Origin of the sequence: Helicobacter pylori (assembly GCF_002832345.1) — a bacterium.
GTDB lineage: Bacteria > Campylobacterota > Campylobacteria > Campylobacterales > Helicobacteraceae > Helicobacter > Helicobacter pylori_CP.
The window spans coordinates 19,450-38,328 of sequence record NZ_PHLZ01000019.1; the positions used below are offsets into that span (position 1 = coordinate 19,450).

The following is an 18,879-nucleotide window of genomic DNA, read 5'->3' on the forward strand; positions in this document are numbered from 1 at the left end:
CCAATCCTTTGTTGATGAATTGCCCCCTAATTAAGTTTTAAATAAATTCACTTGTTTGTCTAAATTCATAGTCGTTCCACTCACATGCGTAGCGATGTTTAAAATATCTGAAGAATCAGCCAAAGTTTTAGAAGCCACTTTTTCCACTTCTACAAAATCGCTTACCATAGCTTCAATTTGGTGTCCGGATTTGGCGTAATCGTCCATGCTTTGATTGCTGTCTAGCACGACTGAACTTAAATTAGAACTCATTTTTTCGTAAGTTTCTTGCACGCTTTTACTCATATCGCTCAAGCGCTCCATTTTTTGCGAATTGAGATTCATTTGCGAGCTTACGGCATTGATTTCTTGGACAATCACCATGATAGTGGAATTGATTTCGGCTAAAGATTTTTGAGTGCGCCCGGCTAAATTCCTAACTTCATCAGCCACCACCGCAAAGCCTCTGCCATGCTCGCCGGCCCTTGCGGCTTCAATAGCGGCGTTTAGGGCTAAAAGATTGGTTTGATCGGCAATATCATTGATAATATCCAAAATGGATTTGACATCATCAGCGTTACGGCTTAGCTGCTCCACTTGGCTAGAGAGCTCCTCTTCAGTGTGCGCGCTCTCTGTGATTTGAGAAAACAAATCCCCAATCGCATCCTTGCTCTCTTTGACAAGCCCTTGCGTTTCAATCAAACGCTTCCTTAACCCTTGAGACTGCTCTATGGAAATATTCATCATGCTCGCTATATCAGTGGCTTTATTTTTTACGGAATTTAGGGTGGTTGATGAATCTTTCATGCTCTTTTGGGTTTCTTGCACGATTTGGACTAATTTATCCATTGAAGTTTTATTGAGAGTGGAAATCCCTTTAATCTCTTCCATAATCAAGCGGGCGTTTTCCACAAACAAATTGATCCCACGGCCCACTTGCGAGATTTCATCGTTGCGATCACCCACATCAATTTTGGCCCTCAAATCCTTATCCCCATGGCTAAAAGCGTTGATTTTAAGGACCAGTTCATCAATGCGTTTCACGATCCTTAATTTAGCGTATATGAGCGTCAAAACCACTAACGCTATCGTCGCTGTCAGTATCCAAAGGAATAATTTCGTGGTGTTTTCATTAAAAACCTTATTCACGCCTTCTTTAATCGCTTTATTTTCTGTGTTAATGTCAGTGTAATAAGAAGTCGCTGCGATCACCATTTGAGATACCTCATCATAATGCGAGTAGGCGAATTTTTTCTCCGGCACGCCTCCATCGTATTTAGGCATTTTATAATAAGTGTAGCCTCCCCCTTTTTTAGCCGCCTCCAAATACCCCCTAACATAATACACCCCATCAACGCTCTGAGCGTCAAGCCCTGATTGGCCTACGGTTTTAGGATTGACCGGATCAAACAGCACTACCCCGTTTTTATCCACCACCACCATATAAATCATGCCCTTATCGTCGTTGATGCGTTTGAAATAATCTAACGCCATTTTTCTTGCAGTAGCATTGTCAAAATTTTTGTAATACTCATGAATGCCCTGTTCAAGAATTTTTGTCATGTAGGCGAGCGTTTTTTCACGCTTTTTGTATTGCCCGGTTTCTAAATGCTCCATGAGCTGCGCTAACACATCTTTTTGCATAACCTTTACAAAACCAATAAAAAGCCCTCCTAAACCCAAAAGAGCGGCTAACACGACCAGCATGATACGAGTCCCTAACGAAGCAAACATTGAAGAAAACATCATTTATCTCCTAATAAATCATTTTTAAGTCAAACCCTAATTTTAGAGTTTAGCTTCCAAATGTACCCCCCCCCCGAAAAATGAGAGAAGACACAAAGTAAAATTAAAACCCGGTTGTTTGAAAACCGCCAAAAAAGTGAAAAGCCAACAATTTAAGATTATAGAACACCCTTTTTTAAGTTAGGCTTAAAAACAAAATAATAAAAATAAAAAATCTTATTTTACTTCACTCTCTTTAATGGATTTGATGTTCAAAGTCCTCCCGTCTTTTGAAGTGGGGATTTTGATGCTCCCCTCTTTTAATTTTTCTCTCAATTTTTCCAACAACGGGTTTTTGAAATCGTAGTTGATGATTTCCCAATTACCCTCCAGTTCAGGGGTTACTTTTGCGCCTTTTTTTTCAGTGATGTATTGGATGATTAAATCTCGTATTTGCCCGTTATCTTGCAGTTCATCGTAAGAATCATAATACCTATCAGCGTCTGTAACCAGCTTTAAAGTCGTGGATAACGTCCCGAATCGGTAATTGTTGATCGCTAATTTATACACCGCTTTAGGGTCAATGGGTTTGTTGTTGATTGTGGGATTAATGATTCTTTGCCCGGCAGGTTTGGTAACATCAACTTGGTATTTCACGCCAGAAAACATGTCAAAGTTATAGCCGCGAATGTTTTCATTAAAACTGATCGTCAAATCCCCCGGTTGCAACTGGTTGTAAAATCGGTATGACCATTCCATGTATTTCAACAGGTTTTCACCCGTTATATGCACCCCAATGAGCGTATTAGCGAACTTGTAAATATAGGCGACATCTTTTCTTTTGAAAGGCCCTTTTTTCAAATTCGCCCCAAAATTGAATAAGGCTGCCGCTGACACATCGGCGTTTGCGTAATATTTTTGCACTTTGTTGATCAACTCTATCACCGGTGTTTCTTGCAAGGCGGCGGTTGGCATCGTGGTGATTTTTTCTTCTCCTGTGATAAAATCAGGCCTGTCAATAAAGGTTTTTGTAACTTCGCCAACCACTTCATTAGCGTATTCTTTTGATTTTTTATCCACATATTCGTATTTTTTCGCCAATTCTTCATCTTCTGGCACGCCTTTTGTGGGTAAATTTTCAGTCGTTACGATTTTTTTCTTCGTCTTAGTGTCAAACACCACCACGCCCTTTGCCAGATAAGCCCCATACGCTCCAGGCTCAATGGTATGCACCTTTCCTATTTTGGTGTTATAAACCGCATGCTCATGTCCGGCAAAAATGATGTCAAATTGCGGGAATTTTTTCGCTAAATCAGGTATCCCATCGCCACCTTTCTCATCTTCTCGCCCCAAATGAAAAGCACCAATCAAAATATCATACTTCCCTTTTAACTCTTTCAAGGTCTTTTTCAACGCTTCTTCAGCGTCCAAAAACTTCAAGCCTGCAAAATGTTCAGGCGTAGAGGCCTCCCAAGTGGGGATGTGCGGCACCAAAAACCCCACAACCGCCACCCTCACGCCATCAATTTTTTTAATAATATAAGGCTTCACAAACGGCTTATTGTCCGCAATTTTGATAATATTCGCATTCACGACACCGCCATTAAACCCCTTAATGTTTTTCTCTAAAAAATCTTTGCTGAAATTAAACTCGTGATTCCCAAGCACACGAATATCAAATTTTAAATCGTTTTCGGCTCTAACTAGCGGGTGAATAGGCTCATCATTAAACAACTCCGCGCTATTACCCTGCAACAAATCCCCGCTGTCAATCAAAACCACATTTTTATTCTCAGCCCTTTGCTTTTTGATTAAAGTCGCAATCCTTGTCAAGCCGTTATTGGGTTTTTGTTCCCCCACCGCATAATCATACGAAAAAAGCCGCCCATGAATGTCTGAAGTTTCTAAAAACACGATTTTGACTTCTTTGGCAGATATTGAAAGCGTTAGCGTTAAAAAGATGAATAAAATTAACTTCCTCATTGAAATCCTTCCATAAAAGAGATTCATAACGATAATTTTTACATAATATTAACACCGATACGATGATTTTTGATTGGCATTTAACGCTTATGGGCAAAATGGGTAAAATGGATAGAGAGATAGGGGAGTAAAATCATTCCCCAAACCAATCAAACCCCCACTTCAGACCACTCAGCGCGTTTGTCTAAAAAAGCACGCACTAAATTCTTAGCACCCTCTAAAGTGTGGTTAGCCGCCCAACCGCATTGCTTTTCATTGCTCGCAGGCACTTCTGTAGCCTTTAACACATCTTGCATCGTCTTTTCTAAAACCTCTAAAATCTCCGTGTAATTGTCATGGTTTAACACCGTGAGATAAAATCCCGTTTGGCAACCCATAGGCGACCAATCCACGACATAACTGGCATGGTTACGGATGATCTCAGCGACTAAATGCTCTAAAGAGTGCAGGCTTGGCATGTCCATGTGATCTTTGTTGGGCTGTTTGAAGCGCACATCGTATTTGACAATCAAATCCCCATTAACGCCCTTTTTGCGATCAGCGACACGCACATAAGGGGCTTTGACTTTGGTGTGATCCAAATTAAAACTCTCTACATTCATTTTTGGCGTTTTCATGTTTTTAACTCCTTTAGTTTATAAATGGCAAACTTTAGCTTATTTTAGCGAACGCTTGCTCTAAATCTTCTAGCAAATCCTGTTCATGCTCAATCCCCACAGACAAGCGCACCAAACCATCTCTAATCCCTGCAGCTTCTCGTTGTTCTTTAGGGATACACGCATGGGTCATAAACGCCGGAATCCCCACCAAACTTTCCACCCCGCCCAAACTCTCGCCTAAAATGAATAATTTAAGGCTTTCTACAAAAAGAGTCGCCTCGCTGTCATTTTTGAGGGTGAAAGAGAGCATCCCGCTAAAACTACGCATTTGGGCTTTGGCTAGCTCGTAATTAGGGTGAGTGGGAAGGCCCGGGTAATAAACCCTCTCTACTTTAGGGTGTTTTTCTAAAAACTCAGCCACGCAAAGAGCGTTTTTTTGATGGGCCTCCATGCGTAATGCTAGCGTTTTAATCCCTCTTTGCAACAGCCAGCTGTCTTGAGGGCCTAAAACCCCACCGATAGCGTTTTGGAAAAAAGCGATCTCTTGGGCTAGCGCTTCATTATTAGTGGTTACAAGCCCAGCGACGACATCGCTATGACCGCCTAAGTATTTTGTGCCGCTATGCACCACAATGTCCGCCCCTAAAAGAAGCGGGTTTTGGCAATAGGGGGTGGCAAAGGTGTTATCCACGATAGTGAGCAAACCATGATCTTTAGCGACACTAGCGCATTGCGCTAAATCCGTGATTTTAAGCAAGGGGTTACTAGGGGTTTCTAAATAAAGGGCTTTGGTGTTGGGCTTGATAGCCTTTTTGATTTGGGATATATCGCTAGTGTCTATAATGGTGCAAGAAAGCCCGTTTTTGACAAGCACTTTATTAAACAAGCGGAAAGTCCCCCCATAAACATCATCGCCCAATAACACATGATCGCCTGATTGCAAGAGGGAAAAAACGGCGTGGATTCCGGCTAAACCAGAGGCAAAAGCAAACCCCTTGACCCCCCCTTCTAAATCGGCGATGAGTTCTTCTAAAGCAAAGCGCGTGGGGTTGCCTGAGCGAGAATATTCATAGCCCTTGTGGCGGCCTATGGCGTCTTGGCGGTAGGTGGAAGTTTGATAAATAGGCACGCTCACCGCCCCCGTTGTGGCGTCCTCGCTAATGCCCCCATGGATTAATTTGGTTTGCATGCGCATGATTTTTCCTTTTGATGAATTTATAAATAAATACCTTTAGAAAGATAACGATCGGCAACATCCGGGAAAATGGTTAAAACCTGGCTGCCTTCGGGGAGGCGTTGCACCTCTTTTAATGCAGCCGCAAAAGCTGCCCCACTAGAGCTCCCCACTAATAAGCCGTTTTTCTTGGCTAACTTCCTGGTGTAGCTAAAACCCTCTTCATCTGAAATCGTTTCAAAGCCATCAATATCCAAGTTTGCAAAAAAAGGGGGGATGAATTCCACGCCAATGCCCTCAATCTCATGAGGCCCAGGCTCACCCCCATTCAAAATAGAACCCTCCGGCTCCACCCCAATCAAGCGAATATTAGGGATGCGTTCTTTCAAATACCTAGCTGTTCCCGCAAAAGTGCCACCACTCCCTATTCCGGCTACAAAGCTCGTAAAATTTGTGCCTAATTCTTGGACAATCTCAGGGGCTAGGGTGTGGTAGTAAGCGGCGGGGTTATTAGGGTTTTCAAACTGCAAGGGCAAATAGCTATCAGGGATACTTTCGGCTAACTCTTTACTTTTTTTAATAGCTCCAGAAATTCCTTCACTAGTAGGCGTGTTGATTACTAAAGCCCCCAAAGCCCTCATGATTTGTTGTTTTTCTGTGCTGAATTTTTCCGGGACAACAAAGATGGTTTTTAAGTGGTGCTTGAGCGCCACTAAGGCTAGAGCGATTCCGGTATTGCCTGCGGTAGGCTCAATGATGGTTGTTTTAGAAGTGATTTTGCCCGTTTTAAACCTTTCTTCTATAAGGTATTGGCCTAAGCGATCTTTAACGCTCCCTCCTGGGTTTAAATGCTCCAGTTTGGCGTAAATAGCGGACTTTAATGGAATGGGGTAATCCTTGATGGTGAATTTAAAAACGGGAGTGCGGCCTATGGCGTCTTGCATTGTGGTGATAATCATCATTCCTCCTATAACAAACAATAAAATTCAATTTTGCGATTATGCCTAAACTCGTTAAATGGAATAAGTTTAGGATAAAATGTTGGTTTATTGAGATGGATCAAGGAGCTTTCAATGAAAACGATAGAATGGAATGAAGAGCAAAGAAAAGCGTTCCAAGACTTGTTAAGAGAATTTGTAGTGCTAATAGACGCTAAAGTGCAAGAGGGAGAGCAAACAGGCAAAACCCCAACGAACCCAAAATACGCTTCATACCAAAGAGGGCTGAACAAGTTTTTAACGCCATGGGGTTATGCGTGCAAAATCAGTCCTGGCAGCCATGGGCGTTTATCCCATGAGCCATCAATCGCCTTTTGCCGTCAGGATATTTTAGGGGAAGGGTTTGTCAATGGTGAGAAACCAACCCCAAAAAAAGGTTTTTATATTTGGCTTGCTTACTATTGGCGCAACGATTCAGAAAAAATTGATCTTTGCATAGGTCGATCCATAGAGAAAGATGGGGAAAAAGAGTGTCAAAAATGCCTAGTGTATGACAAAATCATTGATCCTAATGGAGACACATACTACCAAGAGATCTATGACGATTTAGAATCCCATCTTGAAGACATTACCAACGATTTTTTACGCTTTGCTAACGAATTTAATCAAATCCCCACTGCGTGTTTTGAATTAGAGCCATCTAGTGCAAGCCATTAAGAAATAACTTGATGAAACAACCCCATACCAAAAAGAACTCCCCCATAAGGGATTTCCCTAAAATCCCACCAATATTTTTTAAGCCAAACCTTAAAAAAAGCTATCGCTTGGTTACAATCAAGTTTTGATATTTGGATTAAAAAACGCTTTGAGTGTTTTGTAGATTTTGCAATCAGTATCCCATTGATGAAAATGAGAAAAGCAAGCGGGTTTTGATTAAAACCGCCCGTTTGAAAGAAGTTTTAAAAGCGTTTTTACTCCACTTCCGCATCAATCACATCATCGTCTTTTTTCTTGGGCTGCTCAGCGTTGTTTTTATTCGCCATGGCTTCGCCTAATTTTTGAGCCGCTTGCGCTAATAATTTGGTTTTGTCTTCAAGCTCCGTTTTAGTAGCGTTATCGTTTTTGACGCAATCTTTAAGGGCGTTAATAGCGTTTTGGATCTCGTTAGCGTCGTTTTCATTCAAATTCGTTTTATGCTCATCAAGGCTCTTTTGGGTTTGGTGCGCCAAACTATCGGCATGGTTTCTCGCTTCAATCACTTCTTTTTTCCTAGCGTCTTCTTCTTTGTGCAATTCAGCGTCTTTCACCATTTTTTCAATTTCGCTATCAGACAACCCGCTAGAACCAGAAATTTTAATCTCTTGGCTTTTGCCGGTATTTTTGTCTTGCGCTGACACGGTTAAAATCCCGTTAGCGTCAATATCAAAGGTTACTTCAATTTGCGGCACGCCTCTTGGAGCTGGAGCGATGCCTTGCAAATCAAATTTACCCAAAGATTTATTGTCCCTTGCCAATTCCCTTTCGCCTTGTAAAACCATAATAGATACAGCGGGCTGGTTGTCTTCAGCGGTTGAGAACACTTGAGATTTTTTCGCCGGAATAGTCGTGCCTCTATCAATCACTTTAGTCATCACGCCCCCTAAAGTTTCAATCCCAAGGCTTAAAGGCGTAACGTCTAATAAAAGCACATCTTTCACATCGCCTTTTAACACGCCCCCTTGAATGCTCGCGCCCACCGCTACGACCTCATCAGGATTGACGCTTTTATTCAACTCTTTGTTGATAAACGCTTTCACCCTTTCTTGGACTTTAGGGATACGAGTAGAGCCTCCCACCATCACCACTTCTGAAATCTCGTTTTTGGTTAGCCCCGCGTCTTTGATCACGCTTTCAATTTTAGAAATCGTTTCTTCCATGAGATCTTCTGTCAAGCTTTCAAATTTAGCCCTAGTGAGTTTTTTAACCAAGTGTTTAGGCCCAGTAGCGTCCGCTGTGATAAAGGGCAAATTGATTTCAGTCTCCATCGCAGAGCTCAGTTCTTTTTTAGCGTTTTCAGCCGCTTCTTTCAGGCGTTGCAACGCCATCACATCGTTTTTAATCTCAATGCCCGTTTCGCTTTTAAACTCAGCCGCTAAGAAATCAATCACACGATTGTCAAAATCATCGCCCCCTAAAAACGCATCGCCCCCTGTGGCTAAAACTTCCACGACATTATCGCCTGTTTCTAAAACGGTAACATCAAAAGTCCCCCCACCCAAATCATAAACCATGATTTTTTCGCTCTCTTTTTTATCCAAGCCATAAGCTAACGCCGCGCTTGTAGGCTCATTGATAATCCTTAAAACATTAAGCCCTGCAATCGTGCCGGCTTCTTTAGTCGCTTTCCTTTGGCTGTCGTTAAAATAAGCCGGAACCGTGATCACCGCTTCAGTAACGCTCTCGCCTAAATAGCTTTCAGCGTCTTCTTTGAGCTTCATTAAAATTTTGGCTGAAATCTCTTGAGGGGTATAAACTTTACCTGAAATCTCAATCGCGCAAGCCCCATTCCTATCCACAATCTTATAAGGCAAGCGTTTTTCGGCTTCTTTAGCCTTATCTTCATTAAACATCAAACCCATGATTCTTTTAATAGAATAAATGGTTTTTTCTGGGTTGGTTACCGCTTGTCTTTTGGCGCTCTCGCCCACTAAAATCTCGCCCTTATCCGTAAAGGCTACAATAGAAGGAGTGGTGTTTTTACCCTCTTTATTCGCAATAATTTTCGCTTCATTGCCTTCATACACCGCCATTGCGGAGTTGGTTGTCCCTAAATCAATTCCAATAACTTTTCCCATGCGTTATCCTTTCTTTTAAAATAAATGTTTTAATCGTTTTTAGCAATGCTCACCATTGCCGGCCTCAAAACCCTACCCTTATACTTGTAACCCTGTTGCAAAACCTGCACGATTTTCCCGTTTTCTTTTTCTTCGCTTTTGACTTGCATGATCGCATTGTGGAAATGGGGATCAAATTCTTCTAAGCATTCAATCCCCTCAATGCCATGCCTTGCTAAAACTTCATGCAGCTTTTCCATCGTAAGCTCCAAGCCTTTGGTTAAAGCGCTCTCTTTATCCACTTCTAAAGCGCTCTTGTAAGCCCCAAGAAGCGCATCAATCACTGGCAATAGATCCAATGCGATTTTTTCATACGCATACTCTAACGCCATGCTCTTGTCTCTTTCTAAGCGCTTTTTCACATTTTCAAAATCCGCATGTGCTCTTAAATATTTTTCGCGCATTTCTTGGTATTTAAGCTCAAAATCTTCCTTGATCTCGCCTTCTTTTTCGCTCGCTTCTTGCTTTTCTTCACCTTGTTGTTCTTTGCAAGCGCAAGCCTTTTGATAAGACTCTGGCTCTTTTGGGCTTAAATGATCGTGTTCTTGGTTGTGTTCATCTTTCATTATTCCTCCTTAGAAATCGTTTGAAAAAACCCTTCATAATCGCATTCCAATTTCCCCACGCAAAGCAGTTGCATTCGTTTGTTTTGAAATTCTATGGGGCGTGTTACTAGCATGCAATCAGGCTCTATAAAATGCAACCCTTTTTTGAAACGCTCCAAAACCTTACCCTCTAAAATGTCAAAAAATAAAGAGCTGTTTAAAAGCGTTTTTAACCCCATCAGATTAAAGCGTGTGATTTGTGCACTGGAATACTCCAAACGCTCTAATTGTCTGGCCAAACTCAACGCATTGACAGAAGCAGCGATGGAACGCACTTCTTTAACGCTTCTGCCCACAAGTTCTAGTAAAAATTTCTCCATTTTAACGCTGTAACCCACCGCGCAAGAAAACGCCAAAAAATCCAAAATCAAAAAGCGTTTTTCGCACTCAATGACTCTTTCCAAACGCTCCAAACTGGGTTTTTTTAACAGCGTAAAAAGCCCAAAATTTTCACTCGCGCTTTTTAAGCGTTTTTCATTCACCCTTAAAACTTCAAAGCGCAACGACTTGTGCCAATAGTTTTCAAACGCCTTAAAAGTAGGCAATCTAGCACCACTAGAATGGGCTTGATGGAGCATGCCTTCTTTAGAAAGGATTTGAAAATAATTCCTGATCGTCGCACAAGATATTTTCAAATTTGCCAACTCTTTCAAGCGTTTAGAGCTAATGGGTTCTAAAATCTGCAGATAGGTTTTAACAAACGCATCTAACAAACTCTCTTTTTTATTCAAATCAGAACCTACTTTAATTCTTCTTAACATCATTATTTGAAAAATCTCGTCAATCACCATTCTTGATGAAAGAACTCTCGCATTATAGCATAAAAAGTTAATAATCTATCACTTGTTTTAAAAAAGTGATAAAAATTACCCGATTTTTCTTTAAAGTTTAGTCTATATCACTAAATTTATTTACTAGAATTAAATTAGGATTTTTTATAGAATTGATTTAACTTAGATCTATTGGGCAACTAATATCTTTTATTAAAAAAACTTGTTATCATGCTAAACATGAACACACACACAAGAGGCATTGACAGCAATCTGATTCATTCGCTCCAAAGCATTTCATTATCCATGTTTAGAAAGGGTTTTTTTGGGCTTTATCAAGGTTCCATTTCGGCGCGCATTGGCGCAAATCAATTTGTGATCAATAAAAGAAACGCTGTTTTTGATCAATTGAATGAAAACACTTTACTGGTCTTGCATGACAAGATAGATTACCGCTGGAAAGAAGCGAGCCTGGATTCGCCCATTCATGCGAGCGTGTATCGGGAGTTTTTGGACGCTAAATTCATCGCTTACGCGCGCCCTCCTTATAGCCTAGCGTATTCCTTGCGCCATAACCGATTGCTCCCTAGGGATTATTTAGGGTATCGTTCTTTGGGCGAAGAAATCGCCATTTTTAACCCCAAAGACTATGACAGCTGGCAAGAAAGAGCGGATACAGAAATTTTACGCCAGTTGCAAGAGAGCAAAAAATATTTTGTTTTCATTAAGGGGTGTGGGATTTTTGCCTACCACAGAGAGCTTTCTAAACTCATGGAAGTTTTTGATTTGATTGAAAACTCGTGCAAGGTTTTACGATTGGGCGATTTAATGGATTATTGCTATAATGACGATCCACGATTGAGCGTGTAAAAAGCTAAAAAGGATAAAACATGACCATAAGCACCCATTACACCCCTAATTTCACGCAGCTCCAAACCTTGAACCATATCAATAATGACGCAACCATAAAGGACAGGAATCAAGTAGAGCAGGATTTACAACAAAGCAGCGTCCAAGATGGTTTCAGCCAAGATAATGCGCCAAACGCCCCCGATTTTGACAGGTTACAAGCTTTAAACGCTATCAATAACGACGGCGGGATTAAAGATAGATCCCAAGTTGAGAAAAACCTTGTTGATGGCGGAAATACCCCTGAAATTTATTCCAGACTAGACACATACGCTTAAAAAGGGGTTTTACCATTCCTTTAAAGCCATTTTGATCGCTTCTATCACGCAATCAATCCCGCCTGCTAAACTGAAAAGCCAGTATTTGTGCGCGTAAATGTATTCTAATTGCTTAGCCCTTAATTCGTCTTCATTACTCGTTTTTTTACACACGATTTCAGCGATGTGCAATTCCTGGTGGAAGATGTAAGATTGTATCGCATCCATAAAATACGAATTGAATTGTTTGTCATCAAAAAGCTCTTTAACGTTATCAATTTCGGCGCTCAAATTTTCCAATTCTTTAAAATCCAACTCTTCTAATTTTTTTTCTTCATGAAGCTTTTCCACCTCTTCTAAAAATGGCGCCACTTTCAAAAACACTTCTTCAACTTGCGTTTTTTTCTCACTGGCGTATTTGATGATCTCTTCGCATTTTTGCCTAGCGATCTTTAAGTTTTTAGCCTGTTCTGATTGGGTGGGATAAATAAGGTTGATAGGAGGCTTTGGCTTGGATTTATCTATTTTTTCGCACACTTCTTTAAAGGGCATTTCTTTAGTCCCTTTAATCCTAGCCCCCCCTTCAGTAGCGTTAATGACTTCTAATTTATAGGGCGTGTTAAAAATATCTTTTTCAAAAAACTCTAAGAAAAGTTTCCACACTAAAGTGGTCTCTACTTCCCCATTACCCCCGTATTTTTCTATAAAGATCTTGTCTTTATCTTTTTTAGGCTTGATCTCTCTATCGCCATAAATCGCCCCACTAGCATGGCTATTACCGCTTTGTGAAAAGCTCAAATCTTGCCCGATAAACACGCACCTTTTGAAACGAGAATGCACCACTAATTCATACGCCATGTTCGCTGCGCTCATGCCTATGCCCACATAACCATATTGGTGCAAATCAAAAAGGTTGGTATAACCAAAGGGGCGGAAACTGAATTGCTTAACCCCCTTTTTAATCGCTTGAATCAATCGTTTATGCACAATAGAAGTCAGAGCAAAAATAACGCCTTCTTGAAAATCTAAGGGGGTTTCTTCGTAGAATTTCGCCGTTAAATCCACCCTTTCTAAAGACAGCACAATATCAGGCTTGATACCGGCTCTGGCTAAAATAGGGAAAGAAGCGTCTATGCAAAAGAGTGTCGCATAGGGAGCGATTTCTTTTAAAAGGGGGAGTTGCTTATTTAAACTGGGCCCGGTTGAAACGATAATAGCGGTGTCTCTGTTTTTTAAAGCGTTCACAAAATCCACTAAACTGGGGCTTTTGATAACTTCAGGCAGATTAGCAACATGCTGTTTGATGCCTATGAGCGCGTCTTTAGCGTCATTGCCTACGCTAATAGCGCCATGCTCTAAAGCGCGCGTGAAATGCTGGTTGATTTCTATCATTTGATGGGAGTATCGTTCATAATAAGCGTTAAAAAGTTTTAAATCATACATTCTTGCGTGTAAACGAGACTTTTTATCCATATCAAATAAGGAAGCGATCATGTTGTAATTGCAAAAACCCGCATGCAATAAAATCAAACGATTTTCTAAAATCTCAGTGGAAAAATCCAAGAGATTCAGCACAATGAAAATAATTTCTATTTCAGGCTCAATGACCACCAAGCGTTTTAAATTGCCATTGCCTAAAAGCAAGCGATAAAACACCCCATTACCCAAGCCAAAATAATACAAATAAGGATAAAGCATGTAAATTTCGCTATTTTTGTATAGCTCTAAGCTTGAATCTAGAGGGCTTTTTTCAAATAAGGGCGTGTTTGTTTCTTTATCTAAGAGGTTGAAATTCGCGCTATCATTCCCTAAAAACACTTCGTATTTTTTGTTTTCTTTAATAGCTTTGAGCTTTGCGAATAAGAGAGGGTCTTTTTTGAAAAGAGCTTGTAAGTTTTTTTGATAAATATCCATTATTTAACTTATAAAAATAACTGATAAAAAAGGCTAACGCCCCTTTGAATCAAGGGCTGTTATTGTAAAAGCCTTAAGACATTCTGTTGCACCGCATTCGCTTGCGCCATAGCAAAACTCCCGCTTTGCGCCAAAATATTGTATTTAGAAAAGTTCGCGCTCTCTTCAGCAAAATCCACATCTCTGATTTGAGATTCAGCCGCTTTAACATTCACTTGGGTTACAGAAATATTGTTAATAGTGGTAACCAATTCCATTTGCACCGAACCCATATCCGATCGGATCTTGTCTAATTGCGTGCGCGCAGAATCTGCCATATCCATCACAATCATCGCCCCTTTAAGGCTTGTTACCCCAGCCCCTATACCTTGAGAATTGGTTTCCGCTTGCGCGCCATTAGCGTTCGCTCCGGCTGCGGAAGCCACATTCGCATCAAAAATACCCCTAACCGCTCTCAAATTCACGGTGTATTCTGCTACCCCTTGAGCGGAATGAAAGCCCACATGGCTGAAATTCACACCGCTCACAATGATGTCTCTAGCGTCGGTCCTGGTCAAGGTTAAGCGCCCAATCACCGCATGCTGTGTCCCAGAAATCCCTGCAAAATTCCCTCCCCCAAAAACCTGACCGCTCGCGCTCGCTGCATGCACAGAAATCGCGCGCCCATCAATGGAGTGCAAATTAATGCGCCCTTGAATATCCAAGCTCGCTTCCACGCCGGTGCGATCTTTGACGGAGTTAATGGCGTTAGTCAACCTCCCGTCAGCGTCGTTTTTATGCACATCATTCACGGTCCCAATTTCTACGCCATTAATGGTGAGTTCTCTCACGGTTCCTGATTGCACGGGAGTGCCACCGGTGGCCATGACATTATAAGACGCCCTAACGCCTAAAGTGTTAGAAAAGCGGTTGATGATTTCGCTTAACGCCCCAATCCCTGTGCCAGCGCTTGTGGAAATGCGCACGGTTTCAATCTTGTAATCGTTCACGCCATTGACTTGTTTGAAATTCAATCCCACTTCAGTCAAGTTTTGTGCGGCTGCACTAGCGAGCATGCCTGCACCGCTAAAAGAAGAAGTTTCCATGCGCACATGCCCAATCTTATCTGAGCTCGTTGAGCCAATAGACGCTTTAACCGTGGTGTTAGAATACGCGCCAATTTGAAATTCTTTGTTAGAAAAACTTCCTGAAAGCATTTGTTGGCCGTTAAAGCTTGTGGTGTTAGCGATGTTGTCTAGTTCTTCTAACAACCTTTGAATATCGCTCTGGAGCGCCCTTCGGCTTTCTAAAGTTTGCCCGTCTTGAGCGGCTTGAACGGCTTTGGTTTTAATGGTGTCTAAGATTTTGATTTGCTCATCCATCGCTTTATCAGCGGTTTGAACCATACCGATAGCGTCATTAGCGTTGCGGATCGCTTGACCCAAATTCGCGCTTTGACTCCTTAAGCTATCAGCGATCGCCATCCCACTAGAATCGTCAGCGGCTTTATTGATCCTAAGCCCTGAGCTTAATTTTTCAAGCGAGCTTGAAAGGTCTCTGTTGTTTTGAACCCCTACCGCATGAGAAGTTAAAGCGGCGATATTGGTATTTATCCTAAAACTCATGTTTGCATCCTTTGCATAGATATTTGCTGTTAATCAAGCAAAGGGTGTTCCAACTCTTTGATTTTTAGCGCCGTTATAGTTTTTATGGTTTGATGAATCGTTTAGTCAAAATTCTATGCTACAATCATTCATTAATTAGGTATAAACATTCCATTAAAGGCGTTCAATGAAGCACCTTATTATCGTAGAATCCCCCGCAAAAGCCAAAACCATTAAAAATTTTTTGGATAAAAATTATGAAGTCATTGCCTCTAAAGGGCATGTTAGGGATTTATCCAAATTCGCTTTAGGCATTAAGATTGATGAAACAGGCTTCACTCCTAATTATGTCGTGGATAAAGACCATAAAGAGCTTGTCAAACAGATCATAGAGCTTTCTAAAAAGGCATCTACCACCTATATCGCTACCGATGAAGACAGAGAAGGGGAAGCGATAGGCTATCATGTGGCATGTTTGATTGGGGGGAAATTAGAGAGCTATCCTAGGATTGTTTTTCATGAGATCACGCAAAATGCGATTTTAAACGCTCTAAAAACCCCACGACAAATTGACATGTCTAAGGTCAATGCCCAACAAGCCAGGCGTTTTTTAGATCGGATCGTGGGTTTCAAGCTCAGCTCGTTGATTTCATCTAAAATCACTAAAGGTTTGAGCGCTGGGCGGGTGCAAAGCGCGGCTTTAAAGCTTGTGATTGATAGAGAAAGGGAAATCAAAGCCTTTAAGCCTTTAACCTACTTCACGCTAGACGCTTTGTTTGAGTCGCATTTAGAAGCGCAACTCATTAGCTATAAGGGTAACAAACTCAAAGCCCAAGAACTCATTGATGAAAAAAAAGCCCAAGAAATTAAAAACGAATTAGAAAAAGAAAGCTATATTATTTCTAGTATCGTTAAAAAATCTAAAAAATCCCCCACACCGCTCCCTTTCATGACTTCTACTTTACAGCAAAGCGCTTCCAGTCTTTTAGGCTTTTCGCCCACAAAAACCATGAGTATCGCTCAAAAATTGTATGAAGGCGTTGCTACCCCACAAGGGGTTATGGGGGTGATCACTTACATGAGGACCGATAGCTTGAATATCGCTAAAGAAGCTTTAGAAGAAGCGAGGAATAAGATTTTAAAAGACTATGGCAAAGACTACCTACCCCCTAAAGCCAAAGTCTATTCCAGCAAGAATAAAAACGCCCAAGAAGCCCATGAAGCGATCAGGCCCACTTCTATTATTTTAGAGCCAAACGCTTTAAAAGACTACCTTAAGCCTGAAGAATTAAAGCTCTATACTTTAATTTACAAATGCTTCTTAGCTTCTCAAATGCAAGACGCTCTTTTTGAAAGCCAAAGCGTGATTGTGGCTTGCAAAAAAGGCGAGTTTAAAGCGAGTGGCAGAAAACTCCTTTTTGATGGCTATTATAAAATTTTAGGCAATGACGATAAGGACAAATTGCTCCCTAATTTGAAAGAAAATGACCCCATTAAATTAGAAAAACTAGAGAGCAACGCCCATGTTACAGAGCCTCCAGCACGCTATTCAGAAGCGAGTTTGATTAAAGTTTTAGAAAGTTTAGGCATAGGCAGGCCCAGCACCTACGCCCCAACGATTTCCCTTTTGCAAAACAGAGACTACATTAAGGTAGAAAAAAAGCAAATCAGCGCTTTAGAGAGCGCTTTTAAAGTGATAGAAATTTTAGAAAAGCATTTTGAAGAAATCGTGGATTCCAAATTCAGCGCTTCTTTGGAAGAAGAACTGGACAATATCGCTCAAAATAAAGCCGACTACCAGCAAGTCTTAAAGGACTTTTACTACCCTTTTATGGATAAAATTGAAGCCGGGAAAAAGAATATCATCTCTCAAAAAGTGCATGAAAAAACCGGCCAATCATGCCCTAAATGCGGGGGGGAATTAGTCAAAAAGAATAGCCGTTATGGGGAGTTTATCGCTTGCAACAATTACCCTAAATGCAAATACGTCAAACAAACTGAAAACGCCAATGATGGAGCCAAGCAAGAATTGTGCGAAAAATGCGGAGGGGAAATGGTGCAAAAATTCAGCAGAAACGGGGCGTTTTTAGCTTGCAACAACTACCCTGAATGCAAAAACACCAAATCGTTAAAAAACACCCCTAACGCAAAAGAAACAATAGAAGGCGTGAAATGCCCAGAATGCGGGGGGGATATTGCCTTAAAAAGGAGTAAGAAAGGCTCGTTTTATGGCTGTAACAATTACCCTAAATGCAATTTTTTATCCAACCATAAGCCCATCAACAAGCGTTGCGAGAAATGCCATTATTTGATGAGTGAAAGGATCTATCGCAAAAAAAAGGCGCATGAATGCATCCAATGCAAAGAGCGTGTGTTTTTAGAGGAAGATGATGGCTAAAGAAAATCCGCCTGTCGTTTTTGGGCCTGTTTTATCCAGGCGTTTTGGGAAGTCTTTGGGCGTGGATCTATCGCCCTCTAAAAAACAATGCAATTACAATTGCATTTATTGCGAGTTGGGTAAAGCCAAGCCCATTGAACGCATGGAAGAAGTGATCAAAGTGGAAACCTTGATTAACGCCATTCAAAACGCCCTAAACAACCTTGCTACCCCCATTGATGTTTTAACCATTACCGCTAATGGCGAACCCACGCTATACCCTCATTTATTAGAGCTTATCCAAAGCATCAAGCCTCTTTTAAAGGGCGTTAAAACTTTGATTTTAAGCAACGGCTCACTCTTTTATGAGCCAAAAGTTCAACAAGCCTTAAAGGAATTTGACATCGTTAAATTTTCTTTAGACGCTATTGATTTGAAAGCCTTTGAAAGAGTGGATAAGCCTTATTCTAAAGACATTAACAAGATTTTAGAGGGGATTTTGTGCTTTTCTCAAATCTATCAAGGGCAACTGGTGGCTGAAGTGCTTTTAATTAAGGGCGTGAATGATAGCGCGAACAACTTAAAACTCATCGCTGCCTTTTTAAAACAAATCAATATAGCCAGAGTGGATTTAAGCACCATAGACAGGCCCTCAAGCTTTAAAGCCCCAAAATTGAGCGAAGATGAATTATTAAAATGCTCTTTATTTTTTGAAGGGCTTTGCGTGAGTTTGCCTAAACGATCCATTACTCAAGCTAGAAAATTGATTTCTTGCGGTATAGACGAATTGCTCGCTTTAATTTCCAGGCGCCCTTTAAGCGCAGAAGAAGCCCCACTAATACTGGATCCTAACGCTTTTAAGCATTTAGAAACTTTGTTAAACCATAAGCAAATTACGATTAAAAAAGTCGGCTCTTTGGAGTTTTATTGCACGTTTTAACCTCCATTTGTTAGTTTTACCTTATGGATAGCTTAAGCTTTTAAATAGTTTTATTACCAAATAACGCTACCATAAAAAATGTTTTCAAAAGCCGACAGATAATTAAAAACTTAATGTTTTTAATCGCTACACCCTTTTACTATAACCATAACCCGCTTTTTCTGCTTTTTTCTCGGTATTAGCCGCTGCTTCTATTTCTTTATTAATATCAGCAAATATTTTTTGAACGAACAAAAGGCTTTGAGAGGTTGAA

Annotated in this window: 16 protein-coding genes; 5 read left to right on the top strand and 11 right to left on the bottom strand. The window is 40.9% G+C overall.

Going from position 1 to position 18,879, the window contains the following annotated elements:
• Positions 1-30 precede the first annotated feature (30 nt).
• From tlpB to CXY28_RS06180, 5 genes are all read right to left on the bottom strand, one after another.
• Positions 31-1,728, bottom strand: coding sequence for a methyl-accepting chemotaxis protein TlpB (gene tlpB, locus CXY28_RS06160; RefSeq protein WP_100979991.1), 1,698 nt, complete (start codon positions 1,726-1,728; stop codon positions 31-33).
• A 213-nt stretch (positions 1,729-1,941) separates the two neighbouring features.
• Positions 1,942-3,687 (bottom strand): bifunctional metallophosphatase/5'-nucleotidase, encoded by a 1,746-nt coding sequence (locus tag CXY28_RS06165; protein ID WP_100979993.1) that lies wholly within the window; start codon positions 3,685-3,687, stop codon positions 1,942-1,944.
• Between the two features lie 149 nt (positions 3,688-3,836).
• Positions 3,837-4,304 carry an S-ribosylhomocysteine lyase gene (locus CXY28_RS06170; RefSeq protein WP_198513923.1) on the bottom strand — a complete coding sequence of 156 codons (468 nt, stop codon included), beginning with the start codon at positions 4,302-4,304 and terminating at the stop codon, positions 3,837-3,839.
• 34 nt (positions 4,305-4,338) lie between these two features.
• Complete coding sequence (locus CXY28_RS06175) at positions 4,339-5,481, bottom strand: cystathionine gamma-synthase (RefSeq protein WP_100979995.1); 1,143 nt, start codon at positions 5,479-5,481, stop codon at positions 4,339-4,341.
• 20 nt (positions 5,482-5,501) lie between these two features.
• Complete coding sequence (locus tag CXY28_RS06180; RefSeq protein WP_198542628.1) at positions 5,502-6,419, bottom strand: O-acetylserine-dependent cystathionine beta-synthase; 918 nt, start codon at positions 6,417-6,419, stop codon at positions 5,502-5,504.
• A gap of 114 nt (positions 6,420-6,533) precedes the next feature.
• On the opposite strand from CXY28_RS06180, the gene CXY28_RS06185 reads away from it, so the two are divergent.
• Complete coding sequence (locus CXY28_RS06185) at positions 6,534-7,115, top strand: hypothetical protein (RefSeq protein WP_100979999.1); 582 nt, start codon at positions 6,534-6,536, stop codon at positions 7,113-7,115.
• A gap of 254 nt (positions 7,116-7,369) precedes the next feature.
• On the opposite strand, the gene dnaK is transcribed toward CXY28_RS06185, so the two are convergent.
• From dnaK to CXY28_RS06200, 3 genes are read right to left on the bottom strand one after another with little or no spacing between them, the layout of a single operon-like run.
• On the bottom strand, positions 7,370-9,232 hold the full coding sequence (gene dnaK, locus CXY28_RS06190; protein WP_100980001.1) for a molecular chaperone DnaK: 1,863 nt from the start codon (positions 9,230-9,232) through the stop codon (positions 7,370-7,372).
• Between the two features lie 29 nt (positions 9,233-9,261).
• Entirely contained in the window at positions 9,262-9,837 is a 576-nt protein-coding gene (gene grpE, locus CXY28_RS06195; RefSeq protein ID WP_100980003.1) for a nucleotide exchange factor GrpE, read from the bottom strand.
• Entirely contained in the window at positions 9,837-10,667 is an 831-nt protein-coding gene (locus tag CXY28_RS06200) for an HrcA family transcriptional regulator (protein ID WP_100980005.1), read from the bottom strand. The genes grpE and CXY28_RS06200 overlap by 1 nt, the downstream gene beginning before the upstream one ends.
• A 210-nt stretch (positions 10,668-10,877) precedes the next feature.
• Between CXY28_RS06200 and CXY28_RS06205 the strand changes: the two genes are divergently transcribed.
• Together CXY28_RS06205 and CXY28_RS06210 are read left to right on the top strand one after the other, a co-directional pair.
• Positions 10,878-11,516, top strand: a complete 639-nt coding sequence (locus tag CXY28_RS06205) for a class II aldolase and adducin N-terminal domain-containing protein (RefSeq protein ID WP_050835522.1) — start codon at positions 10,878-10,880, stop codon at positions 11,514-11,516.
• A 20-nt stretch (positions 11,517-11,536) separates the two neighbouring features.
• The gene (locus CXY28_RS06210; RefSeq protein WP_100980007.1) at positions 11,537-11,833 is read left to right on the top strand and encodes a hypothetical protein; all 297 of its coding nucleotides are present in this window, start codon (positions 11,537-11,539) and stop codon (positions 11,831-11,833) included.
• A 9-nt stretch (positions 11,834-11,842) separates the two neighbouring features.
• Here the strand turns inward: CXY28_RS06210 and CXY28_RS06215 are convergent, their stop codons facing one another.
• Both CXY28_RS06215 and CXY28_RS06220 read right to left on the bottom strand, forming a co-directional pair.
• Positions 11,843-13,726, bottom strand: a complete 1,884-nt coding sequence (locus CXY28_RS06215) for a motility associated factor glycosyltransferase family protein (RefSeq protein ID WP_198542629.1) — start codon at positions 13,724-13,726, stop codon at positions 11,843-11,845.
• 59 nt (positions 13,727-13,785) lie between these two features.
• Complete coding sequence (locus tag CXY28_RS06220; RefSeq protein WP_000010011.1) at positions 13,786-15,330, bottom strand: flagellin B; 1,545 nt, start codon at positions 15,328-15,330, stop codon at positions 13,786-13,788.
• A 166-nt stretch (positions 15,331-15,496) separates the two neighbouring features.
• On the opposite strand from CXY28_RS06220, the gene topA reads away from it, so the two are divergent.
• Both topA and CXY28_RS06230 read left to right on the top strand, forming a co-directional pair.
• Positions 15,497-17,707 (top strand): type I DNA topoisomerase, encoded by a 2,211-nt coding sequence (gene topA, locus CXY28_RS06225; protein WP_100980011.1) that lies wholly within the window; start codon positions 15,497-15,499, stop codon positions 17,705-17,707.
• Positions 17,700-18,626: a radical SAM protein gene (locus CXY28_RS06230; RefSeq protein WP_100980013.1), complete on the top strand. Its 927-nt coding sequence runs from the start codon at positions 17,700-17,702 to the stop codon at positions 18,624-18,626. Before topA ends, CXY28_RS06230 begins: the two co-directional genes overlap by 8 nt.
• 126 nt (positions 18,627-18,752) lie before the next feature.
• Here CXY28_RS06230 and CXY28_RS06235 read toward each other — a convergent pair.
• Positions 18,753-18,879, bottom strand: a 127-nt coding sequence (locus CXY28_RS06235) for a DUF874 family protein (protein ID WP_157819746.1), incomplete at its 5' end; no start/stop codon positions are given.